This window comes from Pantoea allii (genome assembly GCF_002307475.1).
GTDB lineage: Bacteria > Pseudomonadota > Gammaproteobacteria > Enterobacterales > Enterobacteriaceae > Pantoea > Pantoea allii.
The window spans coordinates 58,534-77,768 of record NZ_NTMH01000035.1; the positions used below are offsets into that span (position 1 = coordinate 58,534).

Annotated in this window: 16 protein-coding genes; 8 read left to right on the forward strand and 8 right to left on the reverse strand. The window is 57.6% G+C overall.

The window, feature by feature from the left end; all coding sequences use genetic code 11:
• Both CMR03_RS14545 and CMR03_RS14550 read left to right on the forward strand, forming a co-directional pair.
• Positions 1–2,448, forward strand: coding sequence for a fimbria/pilus outer membrane usher protein (locus tag CMR03_RS14545; protein ID WP_096011860.1), 2,448 nt, complete (start codon positions 1–3; stop codon positions 2,446–2,448).
• Positions 2,445–3,419, forward strand: a complete 975-nt coding sequence (locus CMR03_RS14550; RefSeq protein WP_063880926.1) for a Csu type fimbrial protein — start codon at positions 2,445–2,447, stop codon at positions 3,417–3,419. Before CMR03_RS14545 ends, CMR03_RS14550 begins: the two co-directional genes overlap by 4 nt.
• Here CMR03_RS14550 and tcuC read toward each other — a convergent pair.
• The 4 genes from tcuC to CMR03_RS14570 all read right to left on the reverse strand — a co-directional run bounded on the left by tcuC (position 3,416) and on the right by CMR03_RS14570 (position 6,851).
• Positions 3,416–4,738: an MFS transporter gene (gene tcuC / locus CMR03_RS14555; RefSeq protein WP_096011861.1), complete on the reverse strand. Its 1,323-nt coding sequence runs from the start codon at positions 4,736–4,738 to the stop codon at positions 3,416–3,418. The two genes, CMR03_RS14550 and tcuC, sit on opposite strands and share 4 nt — an antisense overlap.
• Before the next feature lie 333 nt (positions 4,739–5,071).
• Positions 5,072–5,494 carry a TonB system transport protein ExbD gene (gene exbD / locus CMR03_RS14560; RefSeq protein WP_063880928.1) on the reverse strand — a complete coding sequence of 141 codons (423 nt, stop codon included), beginning with the start codon at positions 5,492–5,494 and terminating at the stop codon, positions 5,072–5,074.
• A 5-nt stretch (positions 5,495–5,499) separates the two neighbouring features.
• Complete coding sequence (exbB, locus tag CMR03_RS14565) at positions 5,500–6,225, reverse strand: tol-pal system-associated acyl-CoA thioesterase (protein WP_172823913.1); 726 nt, start codon at positions 6,223–6,225, stop codon at positions 5,500–5,502.
• A gap of 383 nt (positions 6,226–6,608) precedes the next feature.
• A complete protein-coding gene (locus CMR03_RS14570) occupies positions 6,609–6,851 on the reverse strand; it encodes a hypothetical protein (RefSeq protein WP_096011862.1) in 243 nt (80 codons plus the stop codon).
• A 282-nt stretch (positions 6,852–7,133) separates the two neighbouring features.
• Here CMR03_RS14570 and CMR03_RS14575 point away from each other — a divergent pair, with 282 nt between their 5' ends.
• From CMR03_RS14575 to CMR03_RS14585, 3 genes are all read left to right on the forward strand, one after another.
• Entirely contained in the window at positions 7,134–8,636 is a 1,503-nt protein-coding gene (locus tag CMR03_RS14575; RefSeq protein ID WP_063880931.1) for a PTS transporter subunit EIIC, read from the forward strand.
• Positions 8,637–8,702: 66 nt separating this feature from the next.
• Positions 8,703–9,719 carry a Mal regulon transcriptional regulator MalI gene (gene malI, locus CMR03_RS14580; protein WP_063880932.1) on the forward strand — a complete coding sequence of 339 codons (1,017 nt, stop codon included), beginning with the start codon at positions 8,703–8,705 and terminating at the stop codon, positions 9,717–9,719.
• Positions 9,720–9,751: 32 nt separating this feature from the next.
• Positions 9,752–10,576 carry a hypothetical protein gene (locus CMR03_RS14585; RefSeq protein WP_244181382.1) on the forward strand — a complete coding sequence of 275 codons (825 nt, stop codon included), beginning with the start codon at positions 9,752–9,754 and terminating at the stop codon, positions 10,574–10,576.
• A gap of 32 nt (positions 10,577–10,608) precedes the next feature.
• Here the strand turns inward: CMR03_RS14585 and CMR03_RS14590 are convergent, their stop codons facing one another.
• The gene (locus CMR03_RS14590; protein ID WP_063880933.1) at positions 10,609–11,985 is read right to left on the reverse strand and encodes an MFS transporter; all 1,377 of its coding nucleotides are present in this window, start codon (positions 11,983–11,985) and stop codon (positions 10,609–10,611) included.
• A 285-nt stretch (positions 11,986–12,270) separates the two neighbouring features.
• Positions 12,271–14,163 carry a bifunctional sugar phosphate isomerase/epimerase/4-hydroxyphenylpyruvate dioxygenase family protein gene (locus CMR03_RS14595; RefSeq protein WP_063880934.1) on the reverse strand — a complete coding sequence of 631 codons (1,893 nt, stop codon included), beginning with the start codon at positions 14,161–14,163 and terminating at the stop codon, positions 12,271–12,273.
• 231 nt (positions 14,164–14,394) lie between these two features.
• Here CMR03_RS14595 and pcaH point away from each other — a divergent pair, with 231 nt between their 5' ends.
• The 3 genes from pcaH to CMR03_RS14610 are packed head-to-tail and all read left to right on the forward strand — an operon-like array spanning position 14,395 to position 16,745.
• Positions 14,395–15,135: a protocatechuate 3,4-dioxygenase subunit beta gene (pcaH, locus tag CMR03_RS14600; RefSeq protein ID WP_063880935.1), complete on the forward strand. Its 741-nt coding sequence runs from the start codon at positions 14,395–14,397 to the stop codon at positions 15,133–15,135.
• The gene (gene pcaG, locus CMR03_RS14605; protein WP_063880936.1) at positions 15,132–15,752 is read left to right on the forward strand and encodes a protocatechuate 3,4-dioxygenase subunit alpha; all 621 of its coding nucleotides are present in this window, start codon (positions 15,132–15,134) and stop codon (positions 15,750–15,752) included. Before pcaH ends, pcaG begins: the two co-directional genes overlap by 4 nt.
• 60 nt (positions 15,753–15,812) lie before the next feature.
• Complete coding sequence (locus CMR03_RS14610; RefSeq protein ID WP_096011863.1) at positions 15,813–16,745, forward strand: LysR substrate-binding domain-containing protein; 933 nt, start codon at positions 15,813–15,815, stop codon at positions 16,743–16,745.
• 9 nt (positions 16,746–16,754) lie between these two features.
• Here the strand turns inward: CMR03_RS14610 and pcaDC are convergent, their stop codons facing one another.
• Positions 16,755–17,897, reverse strand: coding sequence for a bifunctional 3-oxoadipate enol-lactonase/4-carboxymuconolactone decarboxylase PcaDC (gene pcaDC / locus CMR03_RS25605; protein ID WP_063880938.1), 1,143 nt, complete (start codon positions 17,895–17,897; stop codon positions 16,755–16,757).
• Positions 17,894–19,234: a 3-carboxy-cis,cis-muconate cycloisomerase gene (locus CMR03_RS14620; protein WP_096011864.1), complete on the reverse strand. Its 1,341-nt coding sequence runs from the start codon at positions 19,232–19,234 to the stop codon at positions 17,894–17,896. Before CMR03_RS14620 ends, pcaDC begins: the two co-directional genes overlap by 4 nt.
• Position 19,235 lies beyond the last annotated feature (1 nt).

Sequence of the window (19,235 nt, forward strand, 5' to 3'; positions counted from 1 at the left end):
ATGATGCAGTTTTCGCCGCATCCCGTCGCGCTGGCTATCGCGGGACTGTGTTGTCTGACGCCCGGTTATCTCTGGGCTGAAACCTTTACGTCGCTACCGCCCCCTCCGTCGGTGGATAACCGTCCTACCGGCCAGCGTTACATGTTAGAGCTGGTAGTGAACCAGCAGGCGCGGGGCGATATCGTGCCGGTCGAGCAGCAAAACGGCCATTTTCTGGTGCGGGCGGGCGATCTCCAGCGTGCCGGAATCCCTGCCGAAAAATATCAGGGGCAGCAGCAGGTTGATGTCAATCAACTGGCGGAGGTGAAAGTGGATTATGACGATCGCCGTCAGCGCTTGCTGCTGACCGTTCCGCCCGGTTGGCTGCCAGCCCAGACGTTGGGTGAGAGCAACAACGGGCCGCGCTTTCCTGGACGCGTCAGTAACGGTGCCCTGATCAATTACGATCTCTACGTCACGCGCACCGACGTGGCGGGCACACGGCTGGCGGCCTGGAATGAACTGCGTCTGTTTGGTGAGGCAGGGCATTTCTCCAGTAATGGCGTCTGGCAACAGCAGTTGGAAGGGCAAAATCGCTACCAGGATGAGGGCTATATCCGCTATGACACCTGGTGGAGCAATGAGAATGAAAACGCCATACTGAGCTGGCGGGTTGGCGACCTCACTACCGATGCGCTGGCATGGACCAGCAGCGTCCGGCTTGGCGGCATACAGGTTGCGCGCGATTTCAGCGTACGACCGGATCTGGTTACCTATCCCCTGCCTGCCTTTTCCGGTCAGGCGGCGGTGCCCTCGACGGTTGACCTGTTTGTTAACGGCTATCGATCCACTCAGGCCAACGTCCAGCCCGGTCCCTGGTCGCTGACCAACGTGCCCTTTGTGAATGGCGCAGGGAACGCCGTCATTACCACCACGGATGCCGTCGGTCGCCAGGTCGTCACCACGCTGCCGTTTTATGTTTCCAGTAATCTGCTCAAGCCCGGCCTGTCCGATTACGCCTTTTCAGCGGGCGCGATACGTCAAAATTATGGCATCAAAAATGCCGATTACGGTGCGGCAGCCCTGAGCGGCTCGTGGCGCTATGGCATGACGGACTGGCTCACGCTGGAAACCCACGCGGAAGGCAGTAATGAGCTGGGAATGGGCGGCGCGGGCGCGCAGTTCAAAGTGGGCAGTTGGGGCGTGATTAACGGCGCAGCGGCGCAGAGTCGTCTGGAGGGTCAGTCGGGTGCGCAGTACAGCTGGGGCTATCAGTACAACAACAGCCGTTTCAGCCTGGGCACCCAGCACACCGTCCGCAACGCCGGCTTTGGTAATCTGGCCCTGCTGAGCAACCAGCGCAACAGTGCCTATGCTGACAACCGTTACAGCCTGGCGCGACGGACCGGGCAGTACAGCGCCAGCATATCGCTCAATCGTTATGGCAGTCTGGGCGCAGCCTATATCGATATCTCCAGCGGCGATAACCAGCGTACCAGCCTGTGGAACCTGTCGTGGAGTAAAAATCTGTGGGGCAATGCCAGCCTGTACATTTCCGCCAGCCGTGACAGGCAACAGGGCGAATGGAGCGGTGCCGTCTCGCTGGTGATTCCGTTTGGTGAAAACAGTAATGCCTCCCTGAGCCTTGAGCGCGATCAGCAAGGCCAAAATAATCAGCGGGCCTATTTGTCCCGCGCCATGCCCAGCGATGGGGGCTTTGCCTGGGATGCATCCTGGGCGAATCAGGGCGGCAACAGCGGCGATTATCGTCAGGGCAGCCTGCGCTACCGCAACAATAAGATCGATACCTCCGCCGGCTTTTATGGGGATGATGACAACACGACGCAGTGGGCAGATTTATCCGGCTCGTTGGTGTTGATGGATAATCAGGTGTTTGCCGCCAACACCATTAACGATGCGTTTGTGGTGGTCAAAACTAATTACCCGGACGTGAATGTCCGCTATGAAAATCAGTCGATGGGACGCACCGACAGCAAGGGCTACCTGCTGGTGCCGTCAATCAGCAGCTACTACGCGGCCAAATACGACATTGATACGCTCGATCTGCCTGCCGATATGACCACGCCCAAAGTGGAGCAGCGTTTTGCCGTGAAGCGCCAGAGTGGGTTTTTACTGGATTTTCCGGTTGAACGTTTACGCGCCGCCAGCGTGATTCTGTTTGACGGCAATAACCAGCCGCTGCCGGTATCCAGCCAGGTGATCCGTCCGGGACAGGCAACCGGCTACGTTGGCTGGGACGGCATCGCCTGGCTGGACGACCTCAGCGAGCACAACCCTATCAAGGTCATCGCCCCCGATGGCCGAACCTGTGAAACCGATCTGACACTGCCTGGTGGGCAGCCGCAGGCATTAAAAACCTACGGGCCGCTGACCTGCCCGCTACCGCCGCTGCCCAAAGGTGCACCGGTGCCTGATCCTGATAACGCTACCGCCGGAATTACGCCATGAAAAACCTGATGCTACTCCTTTGCCTGCTGTTGTTGCCCTCGCTGGGTTATGCAGCCTGTGCCCTGCCTGCCTCCAGCGCCAGCTTTGGCACAGAAACGACCTTTGTTGCAAATACCAGCGTCAGTTCCACCTCCACCAACGCTAACGTCAACTGTGGTTCAGGCACGGCCCTGACCCTGCTGAGTAATAACCAGATTACCTTTCAGTTGACCAGCGCCAGCAACACCAACGGTACACGCGGTACGCTCAAACGAAGCGGCGATACCGGCAGCGACAATATTCCGGTACGGCTATGTACCGACAGCGCCTGCGCCAATGAACTCACGATTGGCGGGTCGGCTTTTGTCTATAGCTCGGCGACGTTGATTAATCTGGCGGGGTTACTGGGCAGCCTGAACTTTGCGATTCCCGTCTATTTACGCACCGTCGCCGGGCAAACCGTGGCGGCGGGCAGCTATACGCTGACGCTGAACATGGCCGTCACCTATAACGTTTGCACCAGCCTTTCCGCCCTGGGCGCTTGCCTGACCCCGCAGACCGGCAACGGGGTCATTCCCATTACCGTGACGGTTGTCCTGACTAACGACTGCACCGCGATTACCGCACCGAATATCAGCTTTGGGAGTGCACCGCTGGTCGCCAGTTTTGGGGCGGTTTCGCAAACCATCAATGTATTATGCAGTAAAGGCAGTACCTACACGGTGGGCTTAAGCAATGGCAACAACGCTTCCGGCAGCGTACGCAATATGACGAGCGGCACAAACCTTCTGAGTTACGAAATCTACAAAGGAACCAGTAGCGATCGTTGGGGACCGAGCGGGACAGAACGCGTTGGCAGTGCGGCGGCGAATACCGTCAGCACCGATGGACTGACGCGCAGCTTTAACTACACTGCGCGCGTCCTCACCACCCAAAACACGCCGCCTGCGGGCAACTACAGCGACAGCGTGGTGGTCGATATTGCCTTTTAAAGTGCGGCGCTGACCGGCGTGCCGCCGTGGCGCGCGCGGTACTGTTTGACCATTCGACCAATCAGCAAGGTGCCAATCAGTCCACATATGGCCGCAAAGGTCAGCCATGCGCCCGGCATCGCCTTATCACCCGTGGCGTGAATCAGATAACTCGACACCGCTGGCGTGAAGCCGCCAAACAGCGCGGTTGCCAGGCTGTAGGCCATGGAGAAACCGGCGGCGCGCACTTCTGCCGGCATAATTTCTGCCAGATAAACCACCATGGCACCGTTGTAGCTGGCGTACAGGAAGGAGAGCCATAATTCCGCCTCCAGCAGATGGGCAAAGCTCGGCGACCCCACCATCCAGTGCAGTACGGGCCAGGCCGTGGCAATCATCAGCACGGTAAACGTCAGCAACAGGGGGCGACGACCGACGCGATCGGACAGCGCGCCCATCACCGGTAGCCAGAACAGGTTGGAAATGCCCACGAACAGCGTCACCATAAACGCCTGCTTGTCGCTCATCATCAACACCGTTTTGCCAAAGGTTGGCGTAAAGGCGGTAATCATATAGAACATCACGGTCGTGGTGACGACCATCAGCATGCCCGCCAGTACCAGTGCCCAGTTGCTGGCAACCGAACGCATAATTTCTGTCATCGCCGGGTGATGTTTACGTTGGCTGAAGGCGTCGGTTTCTTCCAGCATACGGCGGATATAGAACAGGAATGGCACTATCAGGCAGCCCACCACAAAGGGAATACGCCAGCCCCACTCGGTCACTTCATCATGGGAAAGCAGATGGTTCAGCGCCAGACCCAGCAGCGCAGCAAAAATCACAGCGATCTGCTGACTGCCCGATTGCCAGCTCACAAAGAACCCTTTGCGTCCTTTTGGGGCCACTTCGGCCAGATACACGGACACACCGCCTAACTCCACGCCGGCTGAAAAGCCCTGCAGCAGACGCCCCAGCAGAATCAGGACCGGTGCCGCCGCGCCAAGCGTGGCATAACCCGGTACCAGCGCAATGGTGAGCGTACCCACTGCCATCAGGCCGAGCGTTAACAGCAACCCTTTGCGACGACCATGGTGGTCAATGTAAGCCCCCAGAATAATCGCCCCCAGCGGGCGCATCAGGAAACCTGCGCCGAAGGTCATCAACGTCAGCATTAATGAAGAGAAGGGATCGTCACCGGGGAAGAAGGTTTTGGCTATCGCGGTCGCGTAATAGCCAAATACCATGAAGTCGTACATTTCAAGGAAGTTACCACTGGTAACGTTGAAAATGGTTCTGGCCGCGCTCTTGGGCGGCTTTTGTAAAGTTTCACTATGGCTCATCACGGCTTCCTTGGTTTTTTATCCGTTTTAGCCTGCCAGAGGCCAGATTAATGTGACATTGATCACCATTGCACTTTACAAATTCGTGAGTTTCCGTAACAAGAAATTAACAGAAGAGCTACAGCAGCATATCTGCCTGCGTTGGCTGACAAAAGGCTATCGAAGATTCTGCAAAAAAGCAGAGACAAAAAAAGCGCTACAGAGTGAGCGCTTTTTGAGGAGGGCTTAAGATGTGGGGACAGGTAAGCGTATTAACTGCATCTGAGAAGTGAAAAAGGGTCAAGGCTTGCGGCTCACAGCGGGCGGCTAACCGGGTTTACCCCGCCGGGTTCATCACTTCTTGACCGTTTCCATTCCCATTAAACCGATTTTTAAATAACCGGCCGTGCGCAGTTCATCCATAACGCTCATCAGCGTTTCATAATCCACAGACTTGTCGGCCTGGAAGAAAATCGTGGTGTCTTTCTTGCCTTGCGTCTGCTGCGTCAGCACGTTAATCAGCGACGCATTATTTACCGCCTCGTTGCCGACATAGAGCTGCTTGTCGGCTTTGATAGAGAGGTAAACCGGTTTTTCCGGGCGCGGCTGGGGCGCACTGGTGGACGCCGGGAGATTCACACGGACATCAACGGTCGCCAGCGGCGCCGCGACCATGAAGATGATGAGTAGCACCAGCATCACGTCAATAAACGGCGTGACGTTGATTTCGTGCATTTCACCCTCGGTTTCGGAGTGGTCGTTTAATCGCATTGCCATAACGCTTACCCTACACGCAGTTTTTGCGCGGCGGCAGGACGGTTGGCTTCAGGCTGTGCCAGGTTTCCCAGGTCGATATCGCGGCTCTGCAGCAGCATAATTTGCGCAGCAACATCCCCTAACGAGGCTTTGTAGTTGGCGATCATGCGGGCAAACACGTTGTATATCACCACCGCCGGAATCGCCGCCACCAGACCGATCGCGGTCGCCAGCAAGGCTTCAGCGATGCCGGGGGCAACCACGGCAAGATTGGTCGTTTGGGTTTTGGCGATACCAATAAAGCTGTTCATGATGCCCCAGACCGTGCCGAACAGACCGATAAACGGCGCGACGGAACCAATCGTTGCCAGGAAACCATTGCCGCGACCAGCGTGTCGGCAGAAAGCAGCGACGCGACGTTCGAGTCGGAAAGCGGTACGATCTTTGATCCCGGCCGTGTCTTCAACGCCTGCAGAGAGTTCCAACTCGTTTTGCGCGTCGTTAAGGAGCACCGCACTGTGGCTGGTGGTTTTAAACTGCTGGGCGGCGCGCGCGGCATCATTCAGGTTGCGGGCTTCACCCAATGCCAGCTGTTCACGTTTCAGGCGACGTTTGGCCGCGCTCAGCTCAGCATACTTACCGAAGAAAATGGCCCAGGTCACAACAGAGGCCAATAACAGACCAATCATGACGACCTTCACCACGATATCAGCATGCTGGTACATGCCCCATACGGAAAGGTCTGCTTGCATTAAATCACTGGCTACCACGCGGCTTCTCCAACTTCATATTCAGGATGCGGAATAAGTGCAGATGATAGCAAAAATCAATCGAATTGATAGTGGTTCTCATTAGTATTTACAATCTGCCGTGCCTCCAGGCTATGGAGCCAGCACTGGAAAAAGGACGCTTAGTCTCAGGGCCTGTACGCGCTGGCTTTATTACGCTCGTATTGGGATGGCCTGCATTACGCCTGAGCCGCCAGTGCTTCAGGCGAGCGGTTCACAGGCCCGCGGCGCTCTTTTCCATCTCGCCCCACACGTCAGCTTTCACCGCAGGCCACTGCGTTTTTAGCACAGGAACGATAGCCCCTGTCCACTTCGCCTTATTGCCGCCGGTTTCATCAAACCCTGTTTCAACGGTCAACGGTCAACGTGAGTGTGCCGGTGCCCGACCTCGCCGCATCGCTCTGCTGGAATACGTGGTAGCAGCTCTGCCATTGATGGTCTGAAGTGGAGGTTCCCTCGTTATAGCCATCCGCGCACACCCAGGCGACATAACGGCCTGCAAGGAAATAACGCAGGGCTTTGGGCTGCGGCGGCGAGTTAATTTTACCAGGCCACCAGGCCCAGACAATATGCTTCGTGCCGCGTTGCACACAGATGGCGTGGCTGTCGAGACCACGGGGCTTTTGGCTTTTGGCTTTTGGCTGACACCCTGAGCAGAGGTTGCTCAGTTAACCCAGCATTTTTACCGCATCCAGATGCGCCAAAACGGCTAATTAGCGATCAATCTTATAAAATAAGTTTTTCGTTTCGGTGAATGTAAAAATTATGTTGCGGCCAAAATCCCCCTGCAGCAGGATGAGTAGAACGTTCTACTAAAACGTTCTACCTGCTTTAAAAACGCTAATAACAGCGCAACATTGGGGAAACCTGGCATGAGACTGCTCTCAGGATTTGTTAAGTCGTTATCAAAACTATCAATGATTGGCCGGGCGCTCATGCTGCCCATTTCGTTGCTGCCTGCCGCTGGCTTGCTACTGGCATTTGGTAATAAGTTTGAGTTGCCGCTGATGATGAATGCCGGCGGGGTGATTTTCGATAACCTGCCGATGCTGTTTGCTATCGGCTCTGCGGTAGGGCTGGCCTCCGAATCCGGTATCGCCGCGCTCTCTGCCGCGGTTTCCGTCTTTGTGACCAATATTACCATCGGCACTATGTTGCATATCACACCGGAAATGGCGGCTCAGGGCGGAAAATATGCCATGGTCGTCGGCATTCCGACGTTGCAGATGGGTGTGTTTGGCGGGCTTATCTGCGGCATTCTGGCCGCCTGGTGCTATAACCGCTTCCATACCCTGCAGCTCCCGGAATTTCTCGGTTTCTTTTCCGGTAAGCGTTTTGTCGCCATTGCCACCGCGTTTTTATCCTTCCTGCTTGGCCTGCTGATGCCGTATGTCTGGCAACATATTCAGGCAGGGATTGATGCGCTGTCGGTTATCGTTAACGGTGATAATCAGGCGGCCTCAACCTTTATTTTCGGGCTGGTCGAACGCGCCCTGATACCGCTTGGCCTGCACCATATCTGGTATCCTTCGTTCTGGTACTCCTTCGGCGATTACGTGACCAAAAGCGGCCAGGTGATCCATGGTGATCAAACTATCTGGTTCAAGATGCTGGAAGAGGGCGTGAAATCCTTTAGCAGCAACACCTACCAAAATGCGGGCAAGTTTATGCAAGGTGAGTACCCGCTGATGCTGTTCGCGCTGCCCGCCGCCTGTCTGGCGATGTATCACGAAGCCCATACGAAAAACAAAAAGATCGCCTTCGGTATCCTGTTTTCGGCGGCGCTGACCTGCTTTTTAACCGGGATCACCGAGCCGGTAGAATTCACCTTTATCTTTGTCGCGCCCCTGCTGTATGTCTTTAATGCCATCATGGCTGGCCTGGCGTATATGACCATGTACCTGCTGCATGCTCATATCGCGAAGTCCTTTTCAGCCGGAATGATTGACTACATTACCTTTGGCATTGTGCCCTCTCTTAACGGTTATCAGACTCACTATCTCAGTGCCGTTATCGTAGGCGTGCCAATGGCATTGATTTATTATTTCACCTTCCGCTTCGTGATACGCCGGTTTAATGTAAAAACGCCGGGACGAACCGATGTGACGGCCACGACCGATGATAAAACCGATGCAGAGCTGGCAAGCGACATTATGGTTCTGCTGGGCGGCGAGCAGAATATCAGCGCGGTGGGCGCCTGCATTACGCGCCTTCGGCTTGAAGTGGCCAACAGCAATGAGGTCGACCGTGAAGGGCTTAATAACCTTGGCGCGCGCGGCGTGGTTTTTGTCGGCGATAACGGAATACAAATTATTTTTGGTGCCAGAGCGCAATTTATTGCCCAGACGCTGTCCGGGATGGTGGGCAAATCCTAGCCTGCGTTTCTGCAGGCGACGGGCAAAGCGGTATCAGGCGGATGACGTGAATGTCAGGGAGCAGGTTTGAAGAGAGTCAGCATTACTGACGTTGCTAAACATGCCGGTGTTTCGGTTTCGACCGTTTCACTGGTGCTGCGTCAGAAAGGAAAAATATCCGATGCCACCATCAGGAAAGTTCACGCCGCCATTGATGCGCTCGACTATGTGCAGAATGTGGCCGCGGCGAATCTGCGCGCCAGTACCTCTAACCTTATCGGTTTGATTCTGCGCGATTTCAGCGACAGTTTCTCTGTCAAGGTGATGGCAAGCATTGTTCAGCAGCTTGAAAAGCAGGGCTACCTGGTATTTCTGGGCCAGCCCACTGACGACGACGAATCGCTGGCACGCTGCCTGCTTTCGTTTAAACAGCAGGGCGTCGCCGGGGTCGTCTATCTGGCGTCAAACACGCGAAACGCCAGCCTGCCCGAGCAACTCCTGCACTGCCCTTTGCCGCTGGTGGTGGTATCGCAGTCGCTGCTGGCAGAGAAGTGCAATCTGGTGATGCGTGATAACCGCCAGGCCGCGCACCTGGCGACGCGCTATCTGATAGAACGCGGTCATCGCAATATTGCTTACATTGGCGGGATTGAAGGGGATCTGATCCGGCAACAGCGCTTACTCGGGTTTCGCAGTGCCCTGACCCAGCACGGGCTGGCACTACGGGAAGGGTTTACGCCGTCCTGTCGGGCCGATACCCAGGCGGCCGCTTATGCCACTCGCCAGTTACTGGAGCAGAACAACACCATTACCGCCCTGCTCTGTCACTCGCCGGATGCGATCATTGGCGCGATTTCAGGGATTCATCATACGGGGCGCACCGTGGGTAAAGATGTGTTCCTGACCCAACAGGTCGCGCTGGTGGGCTTTGAAGACATGCTGCACGTGAACCTGACCTCGCCCTCTTTCACCTATGTTTCTTCCGCCAGTGAAGAATCCGGGCGGCAGGCGGCGGAACTTATCCTGCGTCAGGTGAAAGAACCCGAACGGCAAACGCAGCGTATTTTATTATCGGGCCAATTAATTACACGAGAGTCAGCATAAATCGGCATTTCCATTGTCAGAGAAGCGAGTCAGTGAAAAATCGCTTTCGTGAGCAGGGGAATCCCCGCGAACGATTGTTGCGCAAACAGAATGATAAACAGCCTATGAGCAATGCAATCATAACCAGCCTACTTTCGCTTTTACGTCGGACAATACCGTGGCTTTCATTACGAGGCCGCCGTTTACCGCATGACCACGCTGACCTTACTCGTGAGGGAGATCGCCCATCACGCCTGTCTCCCGCTTCCGTTTTCGCCGGGCCTGACGGCACCCTTTCTCACGCCAGTAACGCCTTAACCCAGGCAAGCGAGACGTCATCCGATCCCTGCCCGCCGCCAGACCGGACGATGCAGCTCTGGCTGTCTCGCTGTTTTTTGTTTGTATCACTGCTGCTACCCGGTTCAAACATGGCTTCACACTGTTCGGGAGCCTGCTATGCCGCCACCAATACCCTGATCACTTTGCACTTTTTCAGGCGCTGTTATGAATCCGGTAAACCCTCATCCGGGATGGTTAAATGTTTTAGTCGCCAGTTGCGCAGCGTGGCACTGATTCGTTTTATCCATGCCTCACGCAGCGCGGCCCCGCCGGGCAGGTTAAAGCGTTTTCGTCACGACCATCACTCAGGTAAGAAGAAAAGAAGCCAGGTACGTCCGCCCTTCCGGGCCGATCCCGAGCCAGAGCAGCCTGTCCGTGCCAGCCCGGCAGAACCCTCTTTGTTCTCGCCTGACGCATTGCTCAGACAGCACCCGCTGCCACCGTCGTCGCCCTGCACAGGACGGCAATATCAAGAAATGCCATCCGGGGTGAGCCCGCCGCTGAACACGCCGACCACCTCAACCGGCTGTGTGCCCTGAGCGGACAGCATCTGGGCGTAACATAGCCCTGATTAGCGGATATCCCCTGGGCTAATTCCCCAGCGGGAAGGCGTGCTTCTGCTGGCGGCCTGGCGCTGCTGATAACGTCCTTTTGCCGTAATCATCGCCACCGTTAACAACGCCGGAATAGCCAGTACGGCAAAAATGGTGGCAAATCCCCAGCCCAGCGCCAGCATCTCCGCCCCGACCAACGCGCTCAGAATCGCGCCGACGCGTCCCACGCCGTGCATCCAGCTGGAGCCGGTCGCGCGGGCCTCGGTCGGATAAAAGCTGGCCGAGAGCGCATTCATTCCGGTGTTAGCGCCACCGATGCAAAAGCCGATCATCATGGCACAACCGCCCAGCAACACCGGGTGCGCGAGCGAAAATCCCATACCGACCGTGAACAGCGCGCCCGCACCGTAAATCAGCGACAGCGCCCGGTGCGACTCAATCCTGTCCATTAACCAACCCGAAAACAGCGAACCACAGGTGCCGCCTGCCTGGAACAGCGCAGTAATAATCGCCGCCTGTACCACGTCAAAACCGTTATCTTTAATCAGCATGGGTAGCCAGCTGCCCAGGGTGTAGAACAAAAACAGGGCGGTAAAATAGGCGCCCCACAGCATCAGGCTGCCAAACCGGTATTGGTCATTGAGTACCACTTTTACTGGCTGCGCGTTCGCTTTGCTGACGGGCGGCAGCTCGACGCTGCACTGTTGCAGGTCCAGATCCGGCGCCAGCTTAGCCAGAATACGGTGAATTTTTTTGCTGGCGGCACGCCTGACCACTAAAAAGCACACCGACTCCGGCAGCGCCCAGAGCAGCAACGGCACGAACAGCATCGGCAGGATGCCGCCCAGCATCAGTACGGCGTGCCAGCCAAAGTGCGGCATCAGCCATGAAGCGGCAAAGCCCCCCAGCGCGGCACCAAAGGTGAAGCCGCAAAACACCACGGTGATGAGAAATGCCCGCCGTCTGGCAGGCGCAAATTCGGCCACCAGCGTACCCACATTGGGCATCGCCGCACCCAATCCCAGACCGGTCAGGAAGCGAAACAGGATCATCTGCTCCATGTTTTGCGAAAAGGCGGTGATCAGCGTCCAGGCACCAAAAAAGAACACGCTGTTAATAATGACCACTTTGCGGCCCAGCCTGTCAGACAGGGGACCAGAGAGCATCGCGCCCAGCGCCAGTCCCACCAGCGCTGCGCTGATAATCAGCCCCAGCTCGCGGTTGGTGATCCCCCAGTCGGCTTTTAATTCAGGTGCAATAAATCCCATGATGGCAATATCAAATCCATCAAGGGCGATGATGCAGAAGCCAAACAGCACCACCATCTTTTGCCACATCCCCAGCGGGCGGCTGTCGATTAACGCCCGAACATCAATTGTTTTGCTTTCCGCCACGGTGACTCTCCGGTGAAATACGTTATGTGGGGTTACTATATGCAGGCGCTGTAGGGCGATAAACGGCGATAATCGAAATTTTGTGCGTTTATCGCGCAACAATGCGTTAAATAAAGTTCATTATCGCGTTACCAGATTGTTATATAAGGCAATTTTTCTGACAGCATGGCTCCCGTTATCCGCTAAGGATTGTGAGCGGGATCGGGCGTGTTTTCAGGCGGAGGGATGCGCTACAGAGGAGACAGGTGCAGGATAACGGGCCAGCGAAACTGGCCCGTCGAAGGATTACCGCATGGCGGTCAGCCGCACGGGCGCATTGGCCGCGCCAAAGCCGCGATAGCCGCCACGCCGTTCCAGCAATTCGAAGAAAAAGCGGCCTTTTTCATAGGGAACGGTATAGACATGCAGCAGTTCCCCGCCCTGTTCATCACGGTCATACAACACATCGTAGCGTTGCAGCTGCGCCAGAAAATCGGCATCGAGATCGAAGCGCGCCATCAGGTCCTGATAATAGTTATCGGGAATCGGTAAGGTTTTTAGACCGCGTTCGCGCGCGGCTTTTACCGCGCTAAACAGGTCGTCACAGCCAAAGGCGACGTGCTGTAATCCTGCGCCCTGATAGGTCGTTAAGGCACGGGCAATTTGGGTTTCCCGGCTGACCGACATATTCAGCGGCAGGCGAATCGCATCGTTGGGACTCCGCAGCACCCGACTGCGCACCAGACCCAGCGGATCGGGCAGTTCCCACTCGGTATCCTGCACAAAACCCGGCACGCTGCGCAGGAACATAATCCAGTTATCGCGTGTGTCATCGGGCAGGGCAATCGCCAAATGATCGAGCGTCTGCATCGCGGGCTGCGGCGCAGTGCGGTGCGTTAAATGAAAATCGCTGTGGTAACCGTCCTGGCCTGCTGGCTCATCTTCCACCAGATAAATCAGGCTGCCGTCGGGGGCACATAACGCCGGTATCTGGCGTTCGTTCGGGCCGGTCTCTCCCTGCCAGATGGCGTAACCATAGTCCTGCGCGCGTTTAATCAGCTTATCGACTCCGCGAACCCGCCATGCCACCGCACACAGCGAAATGCCGTGTTGATGATAATACCCGCTGGCCTGGCTCTCCGGCTGGGCATTCAGGATCACATGCACCTTGCCGTTGCGATACAGCGCCACCTGCTTGGAGCGATGATCCCCCGCATGAACCAGGCCAAGCTGCGTCAGCCATTGCCCCAGGGCCAGTGCGTCGTTGTGGCTGACGGCAAATTCGATGAACTCCAGTGACAGCAGCGGCGGCTGGGGCGCAGAGTGAAACAGCCCGTCTCCGGCCAGGGAAGCCAGCGCACTGGGCAGCAGCGGCTGTTTGATCAGCCAGTCGCGCGTTTGCTCCTCAAGCCACAGCAGCGATCGATAACCGTCCTGGGCGGTCGGCACTACCGGCGAAGCACGGAACCCGTCGTTAAAAATCTCCAGCGACCAGGCATCCCGGTAACCATGGGCAGACAGCTGCGTCATAAACTGGGTCAGATTGAATTCGCCCTGGCCGGGAAAGCAGCGGAAGTGGCGACTCCATGACAGCACGTCCATTTTCAGCAGCGGCGCATCCGCCAGTTGTACAAACACAATCTTCTCTGGCGGCACCACGTCCAGCCCGTCAAGGCTGTCGCCGCGCGACAAAATGTGAAAACTGTCGAGCACGATGCCCAGCGCTGGATGGTTGACGGCCTCGACTCTGGCCCAGGCATCGCGCCACAGGCTGACATGGCGTCCCCAGGCCAGCGCCTCATAACCGAGAGTAATACCGTGTTGCTCAGCCAGCTCTGCCAGTGCCTTAAGATCGCTGACCTGAGTGGCGAAATCGTCACTGCAGTCGGGTGAGACGTTGCTGCAGAGCAGCATCCGCTGACAGCCCAGCTGTTGCATGACTTCAAACTTCCGCGCCGCGCGCGCAAGGTTGTGCGCCAGCCTGTCACGCGGGCCGCCCTCGAAGTCACGGAAGGGTTGAAACAGCAAAATCTCCAGCCCGAGCTGTTCACACAGCTGGCGGATTTCCACGGGTGAGCCGGGATAATAGACCAGATCGTTATCGAAAATTTCAACGCCATCAAAGCCTGCGGCGGCGATGGCCCGCAGTTTGTCCGGCAGCGTGCCCGATACCGAGACCGTTGCGATAGAACGTTTCATTGTTGCCTCCAGATAAACGGTCACCGGGTGACCTTAAAGCAGCCAGTCAGCAGCGAGGCGTTCCACTGACGGAGATTGGCAATTGTTATGAACCAGTTGGAACATTTCGTCAATGTGTAACTGGTCATGATTTTTGGTTATGACAAAGCCGACAATTTTTCACTTTTCTTTTACAAGTTGCGCTTCCTACACTTCCTGCTCTGTAGCCGAAAAATAATAAAGGATGCCTGGATGAAAAATGACTGGCCCGCCCGCGAACTGGTCCATCGTGATTACCGTGATCACCCACCGGCCCTCGCGCCCTTGTATAAAACAAGCCTGTTGCGATCCCCGCGCAATGCGCTGATTTCGTTGCAAAACTCATTATCAGAAATCACCGCGCCGGTGTTTACCCGCCAGGAGCTTGGGCCACGAGACAGTGACCTGATCCTCAATTACGCGAAAGAGGGTTTGCCCATCGGCGAACGCATTATCGTGCATGGCTACGTGCGTGATGCGTTTGGTCAGCCCGTAAAAAATGCCCTGGTTGAGGTGTGGCAGGCCAATGCCGGAGGACGCTATCGTCATAAAAAAGATCAGTATCTTGCGCCTATCGATCCTAACTTTGGCGGTTGCGGTCGTATGCTGACAGACGACAACGGTTACTACTGTTTTCGCACCATCAAGCCCGGCCCTTATCCCTGGCGCAATCAGGTCAGCGACTGGCGGCCGGCGCATATTCATTTTTCCCTGTCTGGCGAAGCCTTTGCCCAGCGACTGATTACCCAGATGTATTTTGAGGGCGACCCGCTGGTAGGCCGCTGTCCGATTGTTCAGTCGGTAGGCAGCGAGGACGCCGTGCGAACGCTGATTGCTGAACTGGATACGCATTCCGCTGTGCCGCTGGATTGCCTGGCCTATCGCTTTGACCTGGTCCTGCGCGGTCATCGTGCGACCTGGTTCGAAAACCGGACCCAGGGAGCCGCATCATGAAACGCTATCTTGCCGAAACGGCGTCGCAAACCGCCGGGCCTTATGTGCACATTGGCCTGGCGCCCCATGCGGCAGGCTTTGATATTTTTGAAAATAACTTTAGTGAGGTGCTTACCCAGCCGGAAACGCGCGGCGAGCGCATTGTGGTTGAAGGCTGCGTTTACGACGGTTCCGGCACGCCGGTTCGCGATGTGCTGATTGAAGTGTGGCAGGCCAATGCCGAGGGACGCTATCAGCACCCCGCTGACCAGCAGCACGATAAACCGCTGGACCCGGCGTTTCGTGGCTGGGGGCGGACCTGCTCGGATTTTGACAGCGGTATCTGGCGTATCGACACCATTAAACCCGGTAGCGTGACCGGGCGCGATGGCCGCCCCATGGCTCCGCACCTTAACCTGTGGATTGTGGCTCGGGGCATTAACATCGGCCTGAATACCCGGCTCTACTTCGCCGATGAACAGGCGGCAAATGCCAGCGATCCGGTGCTGAATTTAATTGAATGGGAAACGCGACGCAGCACCTTACTGGCACAGCGTGAACAGCGCGGCGATGAGACGATCTACCGCTTCGATATCTGGCTGCAGGGTGAAAAAGAAACCGTGTTCTTTGACATCTGATTCTTAACTTCCTTGCAACATTGTTCTTGCCGCTTCGGCGGCAAATTCATAACATGAGCCATGGATAGGGTTTCCCGGTTTAGTCAGCGCGTGCGCCTGCGTCATCTTCACGCTTTTGTTGCCACCGCGCAGCAGGGGACGCTGGGTCGTGCCGCCCTCCATCTGGGCATTACCCAGCCCGCCCTGTCCAAAACCCTTAACGAACTCGAATTCCTTACCGGTGAGCAACTGTTGCTGCGAAGCCGCCAGGGAACCGAGCTTACCGCCAGCGGCGCGCGTTTCCTGCACGACGCCATTCGTATTCTGGATGCCCTGAATATTGCTGACCAGGTCATGCGACCCGGCTGCACGCCTCAGCCCGCGCCGCTGCACCTTGGCGCGCTGCCTACCGCCATAATCAGCGTCGTTGCGCCAGTGTTAGCCAGCCTGCAGCAGCACTACCCCGGCTGGCGCATCCAGGTCAGCACGCTGGCGAACGATGCCCTGCTGATGGGGATAAAATCGGGACAGATGGCGCTGGGGATTGGCCGCATGGCCGAACCGGTGTTGATGGAGGGGCTGAATTTCGAGCTGCTGTATCTGGAAACCCTGCGTCTGGTGGTGGCCCCGCATCATCCACTGTTGCACGCCGGCGTGACGCTGGCCGAAGCTCTCAGCTGGCCGCTGATCCTGTCTCCTCGCGGGACAGTGCCGCGCCAGAACGCCGAATCACTGATGACCAGCCATGGCCTGACCTTACCGGATGGCGCAGTGGAAACCCTGTCCACCACGCTGGCCCGCCGCCTGACGCTGGGTCACGGTTACGTCTGGCTGGTGCCCTACGGCGCGGTGCGCGACGACCTGACCAGCAACCAGCTACGCACCTTGCCGCTTCCCAGCCAGGGCATGGCTGAAGCGGTCGGCATCCTGACCCGCCAGCAGCAAACGCCGCCACCTGAGCAACTGCAACTGGTAGCGGCCTTGCGGCAACGGGTGCTGGACGTGCCTGTCTGACATCGCCGTTTACCGCGCGCTATCCTGCTCATCGAATACCGTCTGCGCCAGATGGAATGCGGCGTTGGAAGCCGGCAGGCCGCAATAGAGCGCAGCATGCATCAGCAGTTCTTTAATTTCATCCCGGCTGACGCCGTTATTGAACGCGGCCCGCAGGTGCATCTTCAGCTCTGCTTCCCGGTTGAGCGCAATCAGCATGCCGATGGTGATCAGGCTGCGCGTGTGGCGAGTCAGGCCAGGACGGGTCCAGATCTCGCCCCAGGCGTAGCGGCTGATAAAGTTCTGGAACTCGTCATTCAGCGGCGACAGGTTTTCCAACGTACGGTCAACATGGGCTTCGCCAAGCACGGCCCTCCGCACCCTCATGCCCTGCTGATAGCGTTGATCCTGCGTCAGCTGAGCGTCAATAAAAGGCTGTAGCGCGCGGTTAAACGCCAGCCACACCTCCACGCTGGACAGATGCGAGGCGGGCAGCACGACACGTTGCGCGCCCGGAATCTGTGCAACCATCGCATCCGCATCGGCCACTGTGGTGACCTTGTCGTCCCGTCCGGCAATCACCAGCACAGGTAGCGAAATCGCCGCCAGTTCATAGCGCAAATCGGCTGTCGCCAGAGCTTCACAGCAGTCGGCATAGCTTTCGGCATCGCAGGCGCTGAGCTGCGATAGCAGGCTTTGTACCGTCGCGGGCGCGCGTTCACAGAATGCCGGCGTAAACCAGCGCGCAGCCGCGCTCTCCGTGATAGCGGTCATGCCGTGCTGACGGACAAGTGCCGCCCGCTGCTGCCAGGCCGCAGGCTCGCCGATCTTTGCCGCACTGTTGGCGACCGTTAATGTCATCAGGCGTTGAGGATGAAAACGTGCCAGCCAGAGTCCGGTCAGCCCGCCCATCGAGATGCCGCAAAAGTGCACCCTGTCGATGCCCAGCGTATCCAGCAGCGACAGAACCTTGCTTCCCAGTTGTTCCAGCGAACGGGTTTGTCCGTCCGGTGCCGAGGCACCGTGGCCGGGAACGTCGTAACGCAGAATGCGATACTGGTTGATCAGCGCATCGCGTTGCGGCTGCCACATCTCTGATGTGGTGCCTAAGGAGTTGCTGAACAGAATAACCGGGGCATCGTCTGGCCCCTCAAGTACGTAATGCAGCGTCATGATTCCCTCGCAGCCGCTAAAACCTGGTGAATAAAGCGCGATGCGCTGCCCGTGGCGGTGGCCGGATCGAGCAGCGTCTCCAGTGCAGGCCGGCTCAGGTGCGAGACAACGGTGTCATCTGCACACAGAATGGTCAGCAAACTCTGCTGCGTCTCCAGCGCCCGGCGGCAGCACTGCTCAATATGATGGTGTGCCTGTTGTCGTCCCAGCGACTCTCCCAGCGCCAGCGTGACCGCTTCGGCCATAATTAATCCCTGCGTCAGACCGAGATTACGTTGCATGGCTTCTTCATGCACTTCAAGGCCGTCGATCAGTTCCGTGCTGTGCACCAGCGCCGCGCCACTGAGTTCTGTCAGCTGCGGCAGGCTCTGCCACTCTGCCTGCCAGCCGCCCAGCGCACGCTCGTGCTCCTGAACCTGGCCAGCATACAGGCCCGACATCAGGGCCGGAACCCGGTTGGCGGCGCTGAGAATCGCGGCACAGAGCACCGGATTACGTTTGTGCGGCATGGTAGAAGAGCCGCCGCGCCCCGGTGCCTGGGGTTCACTGACTTCACCGACTTCGCTCTGCATCAGGAGCGACATGTCCCGGGCCAGTTTACCCAGCGTACCGGTAAGACCGGCATACCAGCCAGCCAGCTCGGTGATCCTGTCGCGTTGGGCGTGCCAGGGCGTGGCGCTACGCGGCAGATCCAACGCCTCGGACAGTGCCTGCTCTACGCGCTCGCCCTTTTCCCCCAGCGACGCCAGCGTGCCTGCCGCCCCGCCGAACTGAAGCGCCAGCACCCGGGGCCGCATGGCCACCAGCCGCGCGCGGAAGCGCACCAGCGCATCCAGCGTGCCCGCCAGCTTCAGGCCCAACGTCACCGGTAAAGCGTGCTGCAGCCAGGTCCGGCCAACCATCAGCGTCGTGCTGTGCCGCTCGCACTGAAGAACCAGTGCGGCAATCAGCCGGTCCAGCAGCACCGCCGTGTCGTTAAGCGCGGCGCGCAGTTGCAGCATCAGACCACTGTCAATCGCATCCTGACTGGTTGCGCCCCAGTGCACATAGCGCGCGGCGTCGGGCGACGTCGCCGCCACCACGGCCGTGAGCTGTTTCACCAGCGGAATCGCCAGGTTGCCAGCCAGCCCCGCAGCCTGCGTCAGCGCCGCCCGATCGATCGCCTGCGCCCGGCAACAGGACTGAATACAGCGGGCGGATGCGTGATCGATCACCCCGGCTACTGCCAGCGCTTGTGCCAGCCCGGCTTCAAAATCCAGCATTCCCTGGAGCAGGGCCGTATCGCTGAAGCTGTCGCTAAGCGGAGAAGCCATAAACATGGCGCGGTAAAGAGACATT

Excerpts from the sequence above, each read along its gene's own strand:
- CMR03_RS14545 (WP_096011860.1), top strand. The coding sequence starts at position 1 with ATGATGCAGTTTTCGCCGCATCCCGTCGCGCTGGCTATCGCGGGACTG.
- CMR03_RS14550 (WP_063880926.1), top strand. The coding sequence starts at position 2,445 with ATGAAAAACCTGATGCTACTCCTTTGCCTGCTGTTGTTGCCCTCGCTG.
- tcuC (WP_096011861.1), bottom strand. The coding sequence starts at position 4,738 with ATGAGCCATAGTGAAACTTTACAAAAGCCGCCCAAGAGCGCGGCCAGA.
- exbD (WP_063880928.1), bottom strand. The coding sequence starts at position 5,494 with ATGGCAATGCGATTAAACGACCACTCCGAAACCGAGGGTGAAATGCAC.
- exbB (WP_172823913.1), bottom strand. The coding sequence starts at position 6,225 with ATGCAAGCAGACCTTTCCGTATGGGGCATGTACCAGCATGCTGATATC.
- CMR03_RS14575 (WP_063880931.1), top strand. The coding sequence starts at position 7,134 with ATGAGACTGCTCTCAGGATTTGTTAAGTCGTTATCAAAACTATCAATG.
- CMR03_RS14595 (WP_063880934.1), bottom strand. The coding sequence starts at position 14,163 with ATGAAACGTTCTATCGCAACGGTCTCGGTATCGGGCACGCTGCCGGAC.
- pcaH (WP_063880935.1), top strand. The coding sequence starts at position 14,395 with ATGAAAAATGACTGGCCCGCCCGCGAACTGGTCCATCGTGATTACCGT.
- pcaG (WP_063880936.1), top strand. The coding sequence starts at position 15,132 with ATGAAACGCTATCTTGCCGAAACGGCGTCGCAAACCGCCGGGCCTTAT.
- CMR03_RS14610 (WP_096011863.1), top strand. The coding sequence starts at position 15,813 with ATGGATAGGGTTTCCCGGTTTAGTCAGCGCGTGCGCCTGCGTCATCTT.
- pcaDC (WP_063880938.1), bottom strand. The coding sequence starts at position 17,897 with ATGACGCTGCATTACGTACTTGAGGGGCCAGACGATGCCCCGGTTATT.
- CMR03_RS14620 (WP_096011864.1), bottom strand. The coding sequence starts at position 19,234 with ATGTCTCTTTACCGCGCCATGTTTATGGCTTCTCCGCTTAGCGACAGC.